The 14,628-nt window shown below is 71.5% G+C and carries 12 protein-coding genes; 5 read left to right on the top strand and 7 right to left on the bottom strand.

Annotation, left to right across the window (positions count from 1 at the left end; all coding sequences use genetic code 11):
- Positions 1-20: 20 nt before the first annotated feature.
- Complete coding sequence (locus ACI3KX_RS20080; RefSeq protein ID WP_363355566.1) at positions 21-557, bottom strand: winged helix-turn-helix domain-containing protein; 537 nt, start codon at positions 555-557, stop codon at positions 21-23.
- Between the two features lie 57 nt (positions 558-614).
- Here ACI3KX_RS20080 and ACI3KX_RS20075 point away from each other — a divergent pair, with 57 nt between their 5' ends.
- From ACI3KX_RS20075 to ACI3KX_RS20060, 4 genes are all read left to right on the top strand, one after another.
- Positions 615-2,114 carry an MFS transporter gene (locus ACI3KX_RS20075; RefSeq protein ID WP_404910845.1) on the top strand — a complete coding sequence of 500 codons (1,500 nt, stop codon included), beginning with the start codon at positions 615-617 and terminating at the stop codon, positions 2,112-2,114.
- Positions 2,115-2,286: 172 nt separating this feature from the next.
- Positions 2,287-3,444 carry a type III polyketide synthase gene (locus ACI3KX_RS20070; RefSeq protein ID WP_404910844.1) on the top strand — a complete coding sequence of 386 codons (1,158 nt, stop codon included), beginning with the start codon at positions 2,287-2,289 and terminating at the stop codon, positions 3,442-3,444.
- Positions 3,445-3,538: 94 nt separating this feature from the next.
- On the top strand, positions 3,539-4,243 hold the full coding sequence (locus tag ACI3KX_RS20065; protein ID WP_404910843.1) for a methyltransferase domain-containing protein: 705 nt from the start codon (positions 3,539-3,541) through the stop codon (positions 4,241-4,243).
- Positions 4,236-5,375, top strand: coding sequence for an FAD-dependent oxidoreductase (locus ACI3KX_RS20060; RefSeq protein ID WP_404910842.1), 1,140 nt, complete (start codon positions 4,236-4,238; stop codon positions 5,373-5,375). The genes ACI3KX_RS20065 and ACI3KX_RS20060 overlap by 8 nt, the downstream gene beginning before the upstream one ends.
- 258 nt (positions 5,376-5,633) lie before the next feature.
- Here the strand turns inward: ACI3KX_RS20060 and ACI3KX_RS20055 are convergent, their stop codons facing one another.
- From ACI3KX_RS20055 to ACI3KX_RS20045, 3 genes are all read right to left on the bottom strand, one after another.
- Complete coding sequence (locus tag ACI3KX_RS20055) at positions 5,634-6,176, bottom strand: UbiA family prenyltransferase (RefSeq protein ID WP_404910841.1); 543 nt, start codon at positions 6,174-6,176, stop codon at positions 5,634-5,636.
- Between the two features lie 47 nt (positions 6,177-6,223).
- Complete coding sequence (locus tag ACI3KX_RS20050) at positions 6,224-8,431, bottom strand: ATP-dependent Clp protease ATP-binding subunit (RefSeq protein ID WP_404910840.1); 2,208 nt, start codon at positions 8,429-8,431, stop codon at positions 6,224-6,226.
- A gap of 84 nt (positions 8,432-8,515) precedes the next feature.
- Complete coding sequence (locus ACI3KX_RS20045; protein ID WP_404910839.1) at positions 8,516-10,180, bottom strand: SulP family inorganic anion transporter; 1,665 nt, start codon at positions 10,178-10,180, stop codon at positions 8,516-8,518.
- 162 nt (positions 10,181-10,342) lie between these two features.
- On the opposite strand from ACI3KX_RS20045, the gene ACI3KX_RS20040 reads away from it, so the two are divergent.
- The gene (locus ACI3KX_RS20040; protein ID WP_349425570.1) at positions 10,343-10,756 is read left to right on the top strand and encodes a hypothetical protein; all 414 of its coding nucleotides are present in this window, start codon (positions 10,343-10,345) and stop codon (positions 10,754-10,756) included.
- Positions 10,757-10,793: 37 nt separating this feature from the next.
- Here the strand turns inward: ACI3KX_RS20040 and ACI3KX_RS20035 are convergent, their stop codons facing one another.
- The 3 genes from ACI3KX_RS20035 to ACI3KX_RS20025 form a co-directional block, all read right to left on the bottom strand.
- Positions 10,794-11,816 carry a GlxA family transcriptional regulator gene (locus tag ACI3KX_RS20035; RefSeq protein ID WP_404910838.1) on the bottom strand — a complete coding sequence of 341 codons (1,023 nt, stop codon included), beginning with the start codon at positions 11,814-11,816 and terminating at the stop codon, positions 10,794-10,796.
- Between the two features lie 209 nt (positions 11,817-12,025).
- Positions 12,026-13,384, bottom strand: coding sequence for a glycosyltransferase family 4 protein (locus ACI3KX_RS20030; RefSeq protein WP_404910837.1), 1,359 nt, complete (start codon positions 13,382-13,384; stop codon positions 12,026-12,028).
- 5 nt (positions 13,385-13,389) lie between these two features.
- Positions 13,390-14,601, bottom strand: coding sequence for a glycosyltransferase (locus ACI3KX_RS20025; protein ID WP_363355586.1), 1,212 nt, complete (start codon positions 14,599-14,601; stop codon positions 13,390-13,392).
- Between the last annotated feature and the right edge of the window lie 27 nt (positions 14,602-14,628).

The raw sequence follows: 14,628 nt of genomic DNA, 5'->3' as shown, positions 1-14,628 counted from the left end.
GGCGGGCGTCGAGGCGCAGGTCAGTGGGCGGCGGGCGGGTTCTCGTCGGGGTGCAGCGTGCTGAAGAACGAGTACGTGTCGCCGTCGGGGTCGGGGCCGCGCTCCTTGAACTCGTTGACGAGCTCGTAGAGACGGTGCTGGAACTCGGTGCGGTGCTCGGGCGTGAGCTTGAGGCCGAGCCACGTGGTGTCGAGGTCGTCGGGATCGACGCCCTCGATCTGCTGCAGGAACGTCTCGATGAGCACGGGGGAACCGCCGGGCATCGACGTCCGCCACGACAGTCCGGTCGCCCGGTACGGCACCTCGCGCGCTCCCTGCGCGCCGGAGCGCTCGGGCTCGGCAGCGAGGTAGCCCGTCTGCACGAGCGTGCGCACGTGGTGCAGCATCGTGCCCGGGTTCATCCCGAGCAGCTCGGCCAGCTCCTTGTTGGTGCGCGACTCGAACGCGCACAGCCGCAGCACGCGCAGCCGCAGCGGCGAGCTCAGCGCGCGCATCCGCGCCTCCGCCTCGGGATCCCCGTGGCGCAGCTCGACCCGGCCTTCCCCTTCGTCCCCCACATGGCCAGCGTACGCCACTGATTGACAGACCTCAATCAGTGACGCAGACTGATTGACATGTCCCAATCAGACGAGCTGCGCGCGGTCGCCACCCCCGAGGAGCTCGCCGCCGAGACGCTCGCCGAAGCGCGTGCCGAGGCCTCGACCCTCACCTCGCGAGCCGGTGCCGATGAGGCCGTGGAGGCGGATCAGGATGCCGCAGCCGCCGCCGCGACGCGCACCCCCGCCGCCACCACGCCCGCCCCGGCGGCCGGCAAGGGCTCGCTGTGGCGCGACCGCAACTTCCTGACGCTCTGGAGCGGCCAGGCGCTCAGCCAGTTCGGCGCGCAGATCACCGAGCTGGCGATCCCCGTGCTGGCCGTCCTCATGCTCGATGCGACAGAGTGGGAGGTCGGCGTCCTCAACGCCGCGCAGGTCGCCGCCTTCCTGGTGGTCGGACTCCCCGCCGGCGCCTGGATCGACCGCATGCGCAAGCGCCACGTCATGATCGTCGCGGACGGGGTGAGGGCCGTCGCCCTCGGCACGCTGCCCGTGCTCGCCCTGGTCGGCGCGCTCGAGATCTGGCACATGATCGTCGTCGCTCTGATCATGGGCGTCGCGACGGTGTTCTTCGACGTGTCGAACCAGAGCATCATCCCCTCGCTGGTGCGCACGAATCAGATCGCCGAGGCCAACGGCAAGCTGCAGTCGACCGAGCAGCTGGCGGGCCTCGCCGGTCCGGCGGTCGGCGGATGGCTGGTCGGCGTGCTCGCCGCTCCGCTGGCGATCTTCCTCACCGTCGGCACCTACCTCGCCTCGTTCGTGGCGCTGCTGTTCACCCGCGACCGCGAGCGGCTGCGCTCCCCCGACGACCACAGGCCGCTCGTGCACGAGATCGCCGAGGGCCTACGGTGGGTGTTCGGCAATCCGCTGCTGCGCCGCATCGTCGGCACCACCGGCGTCGCGAACTTCTTCGGCACGATGGCCACCACCCTGCTGCCGATCTTCGCGCTGCGCGAGCTCGGCCTCACGCCGCAGATGCTCGGCATCGTCTTCTCGCTTTCGGCGGTCGGTGGCCTCCTCGGGGCGATGGCGACGCCGCGCATCGTGAAGCGGCTCGGCGAGGCGCGGGCGATCCCGATCAGTGCGATCGCCTTCTCCCTCGCCCCGTTCTTCCTGCCCGCGATCTCGCTCGTCCCGGCACTGGCGTTCCCCCTGCTGGTCGTGCAGTTCTTCGTGATGAGCTTCACGATCCTGCTGTACAACATCACGCAGGTCACCTTCCGCCAGCGCATCACGCCACCGCGGCTCCTCGGCCGCATGAACGCCTCGATCCGATTCGTGGTGTGGGGCGTCATGCCCATCGGCGCCCTCCTCGCCGGTGCGCTCGGCACCTGGATCGGCACCGTGCCCACGCTCTGGATCGCCGCGAGCGGCGAGCTGCTGGCCTGCCTCTTCGTCGTCATCGGCCCCTTCTGGGGCATGCGCGAGCTGCCCGACGCCCACGAGGAGCACGGGACCGGCGGGACCGGCGCTGCCGCTGCCGAGGACGGCGGGGGCGCCGAGCCCGGGCGCTGAGCGGGCGAAGATCGCCGGATGCCCCGGCCCGCCGTGCAGGGTCGGGTCGGGGCCTCCGCGCTCCGCGCGCGACGTCGCCGTGCCTCACGGCCGGCACCCCCGCCCGGTACCTCACGGCCCGGATTACGGCAAGACGGTGCTGACGGGTGCCCGGTCGTGCTTAGGTTGCTCCATGACGGCGCGCATCGTCTCGATCGGCACGGCGGTCCCTGCGACCCGGATCCGGCAGGACGATGTCCGTGCGCTGTTCGCGGGGCAGGACGGTGTCGATCGCCTCACCCGGCGGCGTATCCAGGCGGTGTTCGACGCCTCGGCCATCGAACAGCGTCACACCGTCCTGACCGACCTGGCCACACCGCCCGGTCCACGGGCGGCGGGGGTTCCCGCCTTCGTCGACGCGGAGGGGCGACTGCTCTCCCCCACGACCGGCACGCGCAACGACCTCTACATCGCCACCGCTCCCGCGCTCTCGGCCGAGGCGGCCCGCGAGGCCCTGCGCGACGGACGCATCGAGCCGTCGGCCGTCACCCACGTCGTCACCGTGTCCTGCACGGGTCTGTTCGCGCCAGGACCGGACTATCGCCTCGTCCGCGACCTCGGCCTGAGTCCCACCGTCGAGCGCTGCCACCTCGGATTCATCGGGTGCGCGGCCGCGCTTCCGGCGCTGCGGGTCGCGACGGCGCTCGCCGCGACGCGGCCGGACGCCGTGGTGCTGGTGGTCTGCACCGAGCTCTGCTCGCTGCACGTGCGCGCGTCTGCCGATCCGCAGCAGATCGTCGCGGCATCCGTCTTCGCCGACGGCGCCGCAGCAGCGATCGTGACGGCGGACCCGGCCGTCGGCCGCGCCGGCGGGCTCGACCTCGAACGCTTCGGCAGCGCGCTCACCGACGAGGGCGAGACCGACATGGTGTGGACGATCGGCGACAACGGCTTCGAGATGGTGCTGTCGGCCGAGGTGCCGCGGATCATCGGCCGCGAGATCCAGGGCGCGGTGGCGCGATTCCTGGGCGACGACGGCGAGCCGGCCGTGTGGGCGGTGCATCCGGGCGGACGCAGCGTGCTCGATCGCGTCGAGACCGGGCTGGGGCTCGGCCCCGACGCGCTGGCCGCCTCCCGCGGCGTGCTGCGCGACTTCGGCAACATGTCGAGCGCGACGATCCTCTTCATCCTCGCGGCGCTGCTGCGCGACGACGCGGTGAGCGACGGCGCCCGTGTCGCCGGGCTGGCCTTCGGTCCCGGGCTCACTGTCGAATCGGCGCTCATGACGAAGCGGCGGGTGGCCGAAGCGGTGGACGACGACATCGCCCTCACCTTGGCGGCATCCGCGTGATGCCGGCGGTGGCCGCCCTCGCTGTCGGCGAGCGTGACGTACGCGCATCGTGCCGCCCGTCACCCGCGCCCCACATGCTCGCGGGCGGGCCCGCGTGACCCTCGCCGTCCGCGACGAGCGCCTGGCCGAGCTCATGGACGACCCGGCGTGCGACCCCGACCGCCTGCGCGCCACGCTGCGGCGGTTCGGCACGATCAACCGCCTCGTCTCGGGGTGGGGCACGGTCTACCGGCGCGAGCTCGCTCCGCACCTGGCGGCGCTGGGGCGTCCCGCACGCGTGCTCGACATCGGCTCGGGCGGCGGCGACCTCGTCATGCGGCTGGCTGCGGCCGCCAAGCGCGACGGCATCGAGGTCGAGTGGACCGGCATCGACCCCGACCCCCGCTCGCACGAGGTGGCGCTCGAGCGCGACGGCATCGACGGCGTGAGCTTCCGGTGCACGGATGCCGCCACCCTGGTCGCCGAGGGCGACACCTTCGACGCCGTGCTGTCGAATCACGTGCTGCACCATCTCGGCGCCGATCTGCCGGACTTCGTCGCCCAGTCGCAGGCACTGTCGCACGGACTGGTCCTGCACAGCGACATCGCGCGCTCGCGGCTCGCCTACGCCCTGTACGCGATCGGCATCACGCCGTTCGCGCCCGGCACGTTCCTGCGGACCGACGGGCTTCGCTCGATCCGGCGCAGCTACACGCCGGCCGAGCTGGCCGCCGTGCTCGACGAGGCGAGGCTCGGAACGTGGGCCGTGCAGACACCGGCGCCGTTCCGCGTGCTCGCGACGGGTCGCGGTCGTGGCTGACGTCACGATCGTCGGAGCGGGCCCCGTGGGCACGCTGCTGGCGACCGAACTCGCGCGCCGCGACGTCGACGTGAGGATGCTGGAGCGCCGGCCGGCGCTCGGCGACGGCACCCGGGCCATCGGCATCCACTCCCCCGTCCTCGCCGCCCTCGAGCCGTCGGGACTCACCGACCGGCTGCTCGCCGACGCCGTGCGCGTGCGCCGGGGCGAGGCGCGCAGTCGCGGACGCGTGCTCGGCACCGTGCGCTTCGACGCGCTGGCCGCGCGGTTCCCGTTCGTGGCGACGCTTCCGCAGTCGACCACGGAGTCCGTGCTCGGTGCCGGAGCCCCCGAGCCGCTGCGGGGCGCCCGCGTCATCGCGGTGATCCCGCGTGCGAACGGCGTCGTGGTGCGGGCGACGCACCTCGGCCGCATCATCGAGTTCGAGAGCCGCATCGTGGTGGTCGCGGGCGGCGCGGGCGGCCGCGACCTCGTCTACCGGCCCGGCCGCGTGGGCGTGCGGGAGTACCGGGACCGCTATCTGATGACGGATGCCGCCACCGCCGACCGTTCCGACGACGACGTCGCGCTCGTGCACCTCGACCCCGACGGGGTGCTCGAGTCCTTCCCGCTGCCCGGCGGCCGGCGCCGGTTCGTGGCCTGGGATGCTCCCGGCGGCGATGACGCGCCTGACGCCCGCGCCGGACGGCTGCGCGAGGCGCTCGCCCGCCGCGGCGAGCAGGCGGCAGCGAACGCCGTGGAGACGGCGACGTCGTTCGGGGTCCGCCGGGTCGTCGCGCCGCAGCTGCGCAACGGACGGGTGTTCGCGATCGGCGACACGGCGCACGAGGTCAGCCCGATCGGCGGTCAGGGCATGAACCTGGGCCTGCTCGACGCCGTGACCCTGGCCCCGCTCCTCGCATCGTGGATGCGCACGGGCGCCCCGCCCGACGCCGAGCTGCGCAGATGGGAGGAGCGCCGGCTGCGGTCGGCTCGGGCCGCGGCGGCAATGGCGACCGTGAACACCGCCCTCGGCCGCGCGCTGCCGCACACCGACCTGCTGCGCCGCACGGCCGTGCGCGCGATGCTCGCCGGTCCGTCCGGTCGCCTGTTCGCCCGGGCGTACGCGATGGACTTCGACGCCGACGCCTGACCGGCGTTGGGCCCCTCGCCGCAGCATCCGTCCCTTCCTGCCCTTCCTTGGGTTTGGGGCGCATGCCGTGCGCTTGGGGCGCGCCGCACGCGCCCCGAACGGACCGCCTGCGCCCCAAACCCCGCGCAGGCACCGCACGCGCCCCACACGCACCGGCTGCGCCCCGAACGGACCGCCTGCGCCCCAAACCCCTCGCAGGCGCACCGCACGCGCCCCGAACGGACCGGCTGCGCCCCGAACCCGTGCAGGGACCGCGCGTCAGCCGGCGAGCGCGCTGCCCGAGGCGACGAGCTGGACGGCGAGGAGGAGCGCCGCGCCGGCGATCCACGCCCAGCCGGCCGCGAAGGCCGGGTCGGGAGCCGAGAGGGTCGCGAGCGACGGGAAGATCCCGAAGCTCACCAGGAAGGGGACGATCGACCAGGGCGTCGACTTCAGCCCGGCGTTGTACGCCCAGGCGGACCCGAGTGCGAGGGCGTGCGCCGCGAGCATGCGCCAGCCGAGCGGCACCGAGAGCACCAGCGCCAGCGCGAGCAGGCCGAGGGCCGCCGCCCACGCGGTGCCGACGGCGACGTCCCCGCGCGCGAGGGGCTTGTCGGTGCGGCCGACCTCTCGGTCGCGGGCCGCGTCGAACGCGTCGTTCGAGATGCCCACCGACAGCTGGCCGGCGAACACCGAGACGGTCAGCAGCGCGATGCGCCAGAGTTCGAGCCCTGTCGCGATCCCGAGCGCGAGCGCCAGCGCCGTCACGACGAGCGTCGGCCCGGGATGCGAGGAGCCCCACAGGGCACGGACGGTGCGCACGCTCGATGCTCTCACGGCCCGGTCCCCGACCTCAGTCGTCGAGCAGCTCAGTCTTCGAGCAGCTCGGCCTCGATCACGTCGTCGTCGTCCGCGGCCTGCTCGGCCACGGACGGGCCGTCGCTGGTGAGCACAAGCGACGAGCCGTCCGCCGCGACATCCACGCGCACGACGTCGCCGTCGCGCACTCCGCCTGACAGCAGCGCCATCGCGAGGCGGTCCTGGATCTCGGACTGGATGAGCCGGCGCAGCGGCCGCGCCCCGAACACCGGATCGTAGCCGCGCTCGGCGAGCCACGCCCGGGCGTCGGGCGTCACCGCGAGCGCCAGGCGGCGGTCCTTGAGGCGCCGCTGCAGCGCGAACACCGCGAGCTCGACGATCTGCGCGAGGTCGTCCTCGCTGAGCGCCGAGAACATGACGATGTCGTCGAGCCGGTTGAGGAACTCGGGCTTGAAGGCCTGCCGCACGATCGCCATGACGGTGTCGCGCTTCTGCTCAGCCGACAGCGTCGGGTCGATGAGGATCGGCGAACCCAGGTTCGAGGTGAGCACGAGGATCACGTTCGTGAAGTCGACCGTGCGCCCCTGCCCGTCGGTGAGGCGCCCGTCGTCCATGACCTGCAGCAGCACATCGAACACCTCGGGGTGCGCCTTCTCGACCTCGTCGAGCAGCACGACCGAGTACGGGCGCCGACGCACGGCCTCGGTGAGCTGTCCGCCTTGCTCGTAGCCGATGTACCCCGGAGGGGCGCCGACGAGGCGCGAGACCGTGTGCTTCTCGCCGTACTCCGACATGTCGATGCGCACCATGGCGTGCTCGTCGTCGAACAGGAACTCGGCGAGCGCCTTGGCCAGTTCGGTCTTGCCGACGCCGGTGGGGCCGAGGAACAGGAACGAGCCGGTCGGGCGGCCGGGGTCGCTGATGCCCGCCCGCGAGCGGCGCACCGCATCCGAGACCGCCTTGACCGCCTGCTTCTGCCCGATCAGACGCTTGCCGAGTTCGGCTTCGAGGTGCAGCAGCTTCTCGGTCTCGCCCTGCAACAGGCGGCCGACCGGGATGCCGGTCCACGCCGCGATGACAGCCGCGATGTCCTCCTCGGTGACCTGGTCGTTGACCATGCGGTCGCCGGCGGGCTCCTCGCGCTCGGCCTCGACCAGCTGCCGCTCGAGCGCCGGGATCTCGGCGTACAGCAGGCGCGACGCCTTCTCGAGGTTGCCCTCGCGCTGCGCGCGCTCGGCCTCCATGCGGGCGGCGTCGAGCTTGGTCTTGAGGTCGCCGACGCGGTTCAGCGACGCGCGCTCGCGCTCCCAGCGGCCCTGCAGCTCGCCGAGACGCTGCTGCTCCGTGGCGAGCGTCTCGCGCAGCGCCGCGAGGCGCTCCTTCGACGCGTCGTCCTTCTCCTTCTTGAGCGCGAGCTCCTCCAGCTTCAGGCGGTCGACGTGACGACGCAGCTCGTCGATCTCGAGCGGCGCCGAATCGATCTCCATGCGCAGCCGCGATGCGGCCTCGTCGATGAGGTCGATGGCCTTGTCGGGGAGCTGCCGCGACGGGATATAGCGATGGCTGAGGGATGCCGCGGCCACGAGCGCGGCATCCGCGATGGCGACCTTGTGGTGGGCCTCGTACCGCTCCTTGAGCCCGCGCAGGATCGCGACGGTGTCCTCGACCGAAGGCTCGCCGACGTAGACCTGCTGGAAGCGGCGCTCGAGGGCGGCATCCTTCTCGATGAACTCGCGGTACTCGTTGAGGGTGGTCGCGCCGATGAGGCGCAGCTCGCCGCGCGCGAGCATGGGCTTGAGCATGTTGGATGCCGCGACCGACCCCTCGCCGCCTCCGGCGCCCATGAGCACGTGCAGCTCATCGATGAACGTGATGATGCGGCCGTCGGACTCGGCGATCTCCTTGAGCACGCTCTTCAGGCGCTCTTCGAACTGGCCGCGGTACATCGCACCGGCGACGAGAGCGGAGATGTCGAGGGTGACGAGCTCCTTGTTCTTGAGGGACTCGGCGACGTCGCCCGCGACGATCCGCTGGGCGAGGCCCTCGACCACGGCGGTCTTGCCGACGCCGGGCTCGCCGATGAGCACGGGGTTGTTCTTGGTGCGCCGGGTCAGCACCTGGCTGACGCGGCGGATCTCGCTGTCGCGCCCGATGACGGGGTCGAGCTTGCCCTGGCGGGCACGGTCGGTGAGGTTGATCCCGAACTGCTCGAGGGCGCTCTGCGCGTCCTCCTGCCCGGGCTGTTGTGTGGCGTTCATGTCTCTCCTGAAATCTTTGATCGCGAAAGTTGAGTCGCGTTGGCTCAAGTTTACCAGTGTTGCAGCGTGCGGATCAATGTCGCCTCAGTCCTGGATCTCCGTCAGCGCGTCGGCATAGGCGCGGCGCAGCCCTTCGCCGACCCACTCGGAGCCGCGGTAGACGTTGTCCTCCCCGATGTCGGCGGTGAGTCCGCCGGCCGCCAGGTGCGCGATGACCCGCTCCTCGCTCGCGACCACTTTCAGTGTCGAGTCGGCGTCGCGCAGCTGATGGGCGAAGCGGCGCAGCACCTCGACGTGCGACAGGCCGATCTCATCGGTGCCCCGCAGCCGCACGATCACCACCGCGCCGCTCGACTCGCGGCTGACATCGGGCAACTGGCGCTCGAACACCGGCGCGCTCGCGAAGAAGAGGCTCCCGTACGGCTGGAGCACCAGCACCTCCCCCGGCGGGACCACCGCCGGCGGATCGCCCTCGCGCATGCGCCCGTCGTCGGCGAGGTGCACGGCGCGCACGCGCACGCTGTTGGACTGCTCCGCGACGTACAGGATGACGCCGAGACCGACGCCGACCAGCACCGCGAACTGGAGCGGGATGATCAGGGTCAGCCCGAACGTGACGCCCATGATCGCCGTCGGCAGCGCGCCCGACTTCACCACCGAGTAGATGCGACTCGGCTTGACCGCACGCCATCCCACCACCATCAGCAGGCCCGCCAGTGCCGGCATCGCGACGAACGACACCAGATCCGCAGCGACGAACACCACGACGGCCATCACGGCGCCCGCGATGAACAGCGACATACGCGTCTTCGCGCCGGCCTGCACGATCAGCGACGATCCCGACATCGACCCGCCGACCGGCATCCCCTGGAACAGGCCCGATACGACGTTGCCGAGCCCCTGTCCGAGGAAGTCGCGGTTGGCGTCGGCGCGCTTGCCGTCGGCGGTCGGGATGCCCGCGGACACGGCGGCCCCCTGGACAAGGCCGATGAAGGTCAGCGACAGCGCCGGGATCAGCAGCGCCGGGACGTCGGCGATGCTCGGCAGCACCGGGGCAGGCAGCCCTCGCGGGACCTCGACGATGTCGCGCAGCAGCACGACCGTGCCGCGCACCCACGTGTTCAGCAGCACGGCGCACACCGAGCCGAGGATCACGGCGATGACCAGCCCCATGCTGCCGACCCGGGTGGGCAGGAGCACGACGATCACGAGCACCGAGATCGCGCCGACGATGAGCGACGGGATGCTCCACTGCCCGATGTGCAGGAACACGTCGATCGTCTTGAGCAGCCGATTCGGGCCCTCTGCCTGATAGCCGGTGAAGTTCGAGAGCTGGCCGAGCACGATGTTCACGCCGATCGCCGTGACGAATCCGGTCATGACCGCGGTGGGCACGAAGCTGATGAGGCGGCCGCCACGCAGGAGCCCGGCGATGACCATCACGATCCCGGTGAGGATCGCGAGCGTGAAGAGGCCTCGATCCGGGTCCGGGAGCGTGCCGAGCTCGGCATCGGAGACGACGAGCGCCATCGCACTGGTCGCCTGCACGGCCATGAACGCGCTGCTCGTGAGCGCCGCGGCGCCCACCATGCCGAAGAGGTAGCCGTACAGCCCGGCCAGCGGGTTCACGCCGGCGAGAAGCCCTGCCGCCAGGCCGTCGGGCACCGCCTCGATGCCGAGGATCACGCCCGCGACGGCGTCCTTGCGCAGGGTCTTGCGCGAGAACCAGGTGCGCGGATGGAAGGCCACGGTCTCACGCTAACGAAGGAGGGACGCGTCGACCGCGAAAGAAAAACACTCAGGATTCTCTCAGGTTCGCTAGTGTGTGCCCCAAGTGCTGCACAGCACCCCTGGGGTGCGGTTCGGGTCTCTCAACCGCACTGGTTTCTCGCCGAACGAAGGGATCTTCACATGACCGACAACAACACCGCAGCCGCGAGCGGGTGGGCAGGGTGGGGCGTCTTCGCCGCCGTCGTCCTGATCGTCACCGGCGCCATCGACGCGTTCCACGGCCTTCAGGCTCTCATCGGCCCTGACACCGCTTACTTCGTCGGCGACGCCGGACTCTTCTCGGTCGACATCCAGGGCTGGGGATGGTGGCACCTCATCGCCGGCGTGCTGCTGATCCTCGTGGGCATCGCCCTGCTGGGCGGCGCGAAGTGGGCGCGCATCACCGCGATCGTGCTGGTCGCGATCAACGCGATCGGCCAGCTCTCGCTCATCGCCGCGCAGCCGTGGCTGTCGCTCGCGGTGCTCGCACTCGACGTGATCGTGATCTACGCGCTCACCGTCCACGGCCGCGAGATCGACGCACGCCGCGGGTAGCGGCGTGACCGAGCGGAGCCCGAGGGCACCGCTCACCTCACGCGACGGATTCGAGCACGGATGCCTCGGCCACCGCTTCGGCGGAGGCCGAGGCATCCGCCATGTGGTCGTCGTTGCACGCGAACCGCGAGCGATACGCGGTCGGGGTGGTGCCGAGCACGCGGGCGAAGTTCTGCCGCAGCACGGCCGCCGAGCCGAACCCGCTCTCGTAGGCGATGCGGTCGAGTCCCAGGTCCGTCTTCTCGAGAAGGCGCTGGGCGTGGATGATGCGCTGGCGGGCGAGCCACGCGGCCGGCGTCGCGCCGTGGTCGGCCTTGAAGCGCCGGGCGAACGTGCGCGGCGACATGTGCGCCTTCGCGGCGAGCTGGTCGACGGTGAGCTCGAGACGCAGGTTGTCGAGCATCCAGTCGGTCACCGGCGCGAGCGAGAGGGAGGTGGTGGCCGGCAGCGGGTTGGCGATGAACTGCGCCTGTCCGCCGTCGCGCTGCGGCGGCACCACCATGCGACGGGCGATGATGTTCGTCAGCTCGGCGCCGAGCTCCTGGCGCAGCAGGTGCAGGCACGCGTCGAGGCCGGCTGCCGTGCCGGCGCTCGTGATGATGCGGCCGTCCTGCACGTAGAGCACGTCGGGGTCCACGTCGATGGACGGGTACATCTCCTTCATCTTGTTCGCGTACATCCAGTGGGTGGTGGCGCGGCGCCCGTCGAGCACCCCTGAGGCGGCGACCACGAACGACCCGCTGCAGACGCTGAGCACCCACGCGCCGCGGGCGACTGCCGCGCGGATCACGTCGAGCACGCGCTCGTCGATGCGGCCCCAGTACTGATGCGGAACCGGCGACACGACGACGAGGTCCGCCTCGTAGGCGAACGACAGATCCTCGTGGACGTTGATCGAGAAGCCCATCTTGGACTCCACAACCCCGGGATCGGGCGTCACGACGCGGAAGTCGAAGCTCGGGATGCCGTCGTCCGAGCGATCGAGGCCGAAGGCCTCGCAGGCGACCCCGAACTCGAACGGCGCGAAGCCGTCCGTGACGATGCAGGCGACCGTGTGCATGCGAACCTCCGTGTGGCAGTTTTCCTGCGATGTGTGGCTATTCTGCCACTCGTGGCAGTTGTCACGCAAGCGTAGCGTTTCTGCCATGTTCATGGTGATTCTTCTCGCAGCACTGTCCGCGGTGGCGCTCTCCTCGACGATCGCCGCCCTTCGCACCGACGGCTACCGTCGGATTCCCACCGACCGCACCCGCCTCCCCTGAGCCTGGCTCAGGCGGTGATGCGCTCGTAGACCTCGACCATCGCGGCGGTCCGCGACGACTGACGGAACCGCTCGCGGACCGACGGATCGGGCCGACGCGCCGTTCCGGCGGAGATATCGGATGCCGCCTCCCGCAGCGCGTCGGCGAGCGCGGCGACCGACGGGTCCGCCGTGACACCGTCGCCGACCGCCCAGAATCCCGCGCCGAGCTCGGCCGCCAGGTCGGGGTCGCTCACCACGGCCGGGGTCCCGAGCGACGCGGCCTCGAAGATCGTCATGCCCTGGGTCTCGAAGCCGATCGAGGTCTGCACCACGGCGTCGGCGGCCGCGATGCGGCGGAGGGTCTGGGCGTACGGGATCCGTCCCGCGAAATCCACTGTCGCGCGCGGGCGCAGCTTCTCGACCAGACGGCGCGCCGCCCGCTGCTGCCCGCCGCCGCCGATGACCTCGACCTCGGCCTCGACCCCCGACGCCGCGAGCGCCTCGAGGAACGGCAGCAGGCGCTTCTCGGGGCTCATGCGGCCGAGCCAGACGAACCGCGGCGGTCCGGGTGCGCGCTCCGCAGGCGCGCCCGCCGAACCCGCCGAACCCGTCGAGCGCGTCGAGCCCATCGAGGCGAGCACCTCATCGAGCACGTCGTCGTCGATGCCGTTCCAGATCACGTCGACCTGCGCGGCAGCACCCGGCCCGGCATCGAGGTGCGGGAGGATCCCACGCCGGCCCTGCGGCACCGCGCCGTGCGCCTCGAGCCGTTTCGCGAAGTGCGACGACGGCGCCGTGACCGCCTCCGAGCGTCCGGCGAACCGGCCCAGGTACGCCCAGCCGTCCCGCCCGACCGGCTTCGCCTCGGCCACGACGCCGAGGGCGCGGCGCTGCCACGCGTTCAGCACCCGCAGCACCAGCTTCGGCAGCGGCGCGGTCGCCTCGATTCCGACGTCGACGCGGTTGTGCATGGTGTGGACCACCGGGAAGCCGTGACGCGCTGCGAACCGATGGCCGATGAACGCGCCCCAGAAGTCCGCCTGCACGTGGACGACATCGACCGGAGGGCGCCCGGTCTCGCGGATGAGCCGCCGGAGTGCGGCATCCAGCCATCGATCGGTGCGGCGTCCCGGCCACGTCATCGAGTACTCGCGGTCCAGCGTGATCGGGATCGACGGCAGATCCAGGTAGGACGGATCGGCGCTTCGTGTCGCCGGCTCGCTCAGCAGCCGTGCGCCCGCCCGGGCCCGGGGGCCGTGCATCGCCGGCGCGACGACCGTGACCGTGTGCCCGGCCTTCTCGAGGAAGCGCCGCTGCAGCCGCATCGAGACCTGGGCTCCGCCGAGGGACTCGACGTGCTGGTCGCCGAACATCACGACGTGCACGATGGCTACTCGGGCAGCGGTTCGTCGCGGTACAGCGCCTCGAACGTGTCGAGCGTGCGGCGCATGTCATGCACCTTGACGCCCTCGAGCGATGCGCGCTGCATGCGCTCGCGCTCCTCGGGCGTCTGGGTCAGCACCGTCGTCAGCTTGGCGGCCAGATCGTCGACGTCGCCGGGGCGGAAGAGGTAGCCGTTCTCGCCGTCGTGCACGAGGTGCGGCAGCGCCACGGCGTCGGCGGCGACGATCGGCAGACCCGACGCCATCGCCTCCATCGTCGCGATCGACTGCAGCTCGGCGATCGAGGCGATCACGAAGAGGCTCGCGTTCGTCAGGAACGACCGCAGCTCGTCGTCGGTGGTGTGGCCGTGGAAGTGCACGCGGTCGGTGAGACCGAGATCCGAGCTGAGCTGCTCGAGGTTGCGCCGCTGGTCGCCGCTGCCGACGATGTCGAAGCGGACGTCGAGGGCAGGGTCGAGCTGCGCGATCGCACGCAGCACGACGTCGATCTGCTTCTCGGTCGTGAGGCGCCCCACGAACACCAGGCGGTGCGCGTCGCGCGGGGAGAGGTCGGCGGTGTAGTTCGACGCCTCGATGCCGCAGCTGACCGGGATGACGCCCTGGATGTCGATCGTGCGCTCGAGGAACTCGGCGGCCTTGCGGGTGGGGGTGGTGACGGCGCGTGTCATCTTGAACGTGCGCTCGGCATCCTGCCAGGCGAGCTTGACGGCGTACCGCGTCCACGAGGCGGGGAGCACGGTGAAGTCGAGCACGTTCTCGGCCATGACGTGATTGGTCGCGATGACCGGGATCCCGCGCTTGCGCGCTTCGCGCGTGAGACCGCGCCCGATCACGATGTGCGACTGGCTGTGCACCACGTCGGGCTGCACCTTGTCGAGCACCCGGCGGGCGTAGTACTTCGAGCGGAACGGCATGACGAACGTGAGCCAGTCGTGCGGGTACCAGCGCCACGACGGCAGACGGTGCATGGTCATCGGCTGCCCCTCGATGACCTCGATGGACGTCCCGTGGTCGCGGTGCGTCTTGCTGGGGGCCATCACGTGCACCTCGTGGCCACGGGCCACGAGGCCGGCGGCGAGCCGCTCGGCGAAACGCGCGGCGCCGTTCACGTGGGGCAGGAACGTGTCGGCGCCGATGACGATCTTCAACGGGTGAGGGGTCGCGGCGGGGGTGTCTTCGGGCGTCGCAGGATCGGTCACGGGGTTGGGGCCTGTCTGTGCGGCGGG

The sequence above is a fragment of the Microbacterium sp. ZW CA_36 genome (assembly GCF_044987475.1).
Classification (GTDB): Bacteria; Actinomycetota; Actinomycetes; order Actinomycetales; family Microbacteriaceae; genus Microbacterium.
Note: the sequence above shows the minus strand (reverse complement) of the source record. Positions and strands in the feature narration are given on the sequence as shown.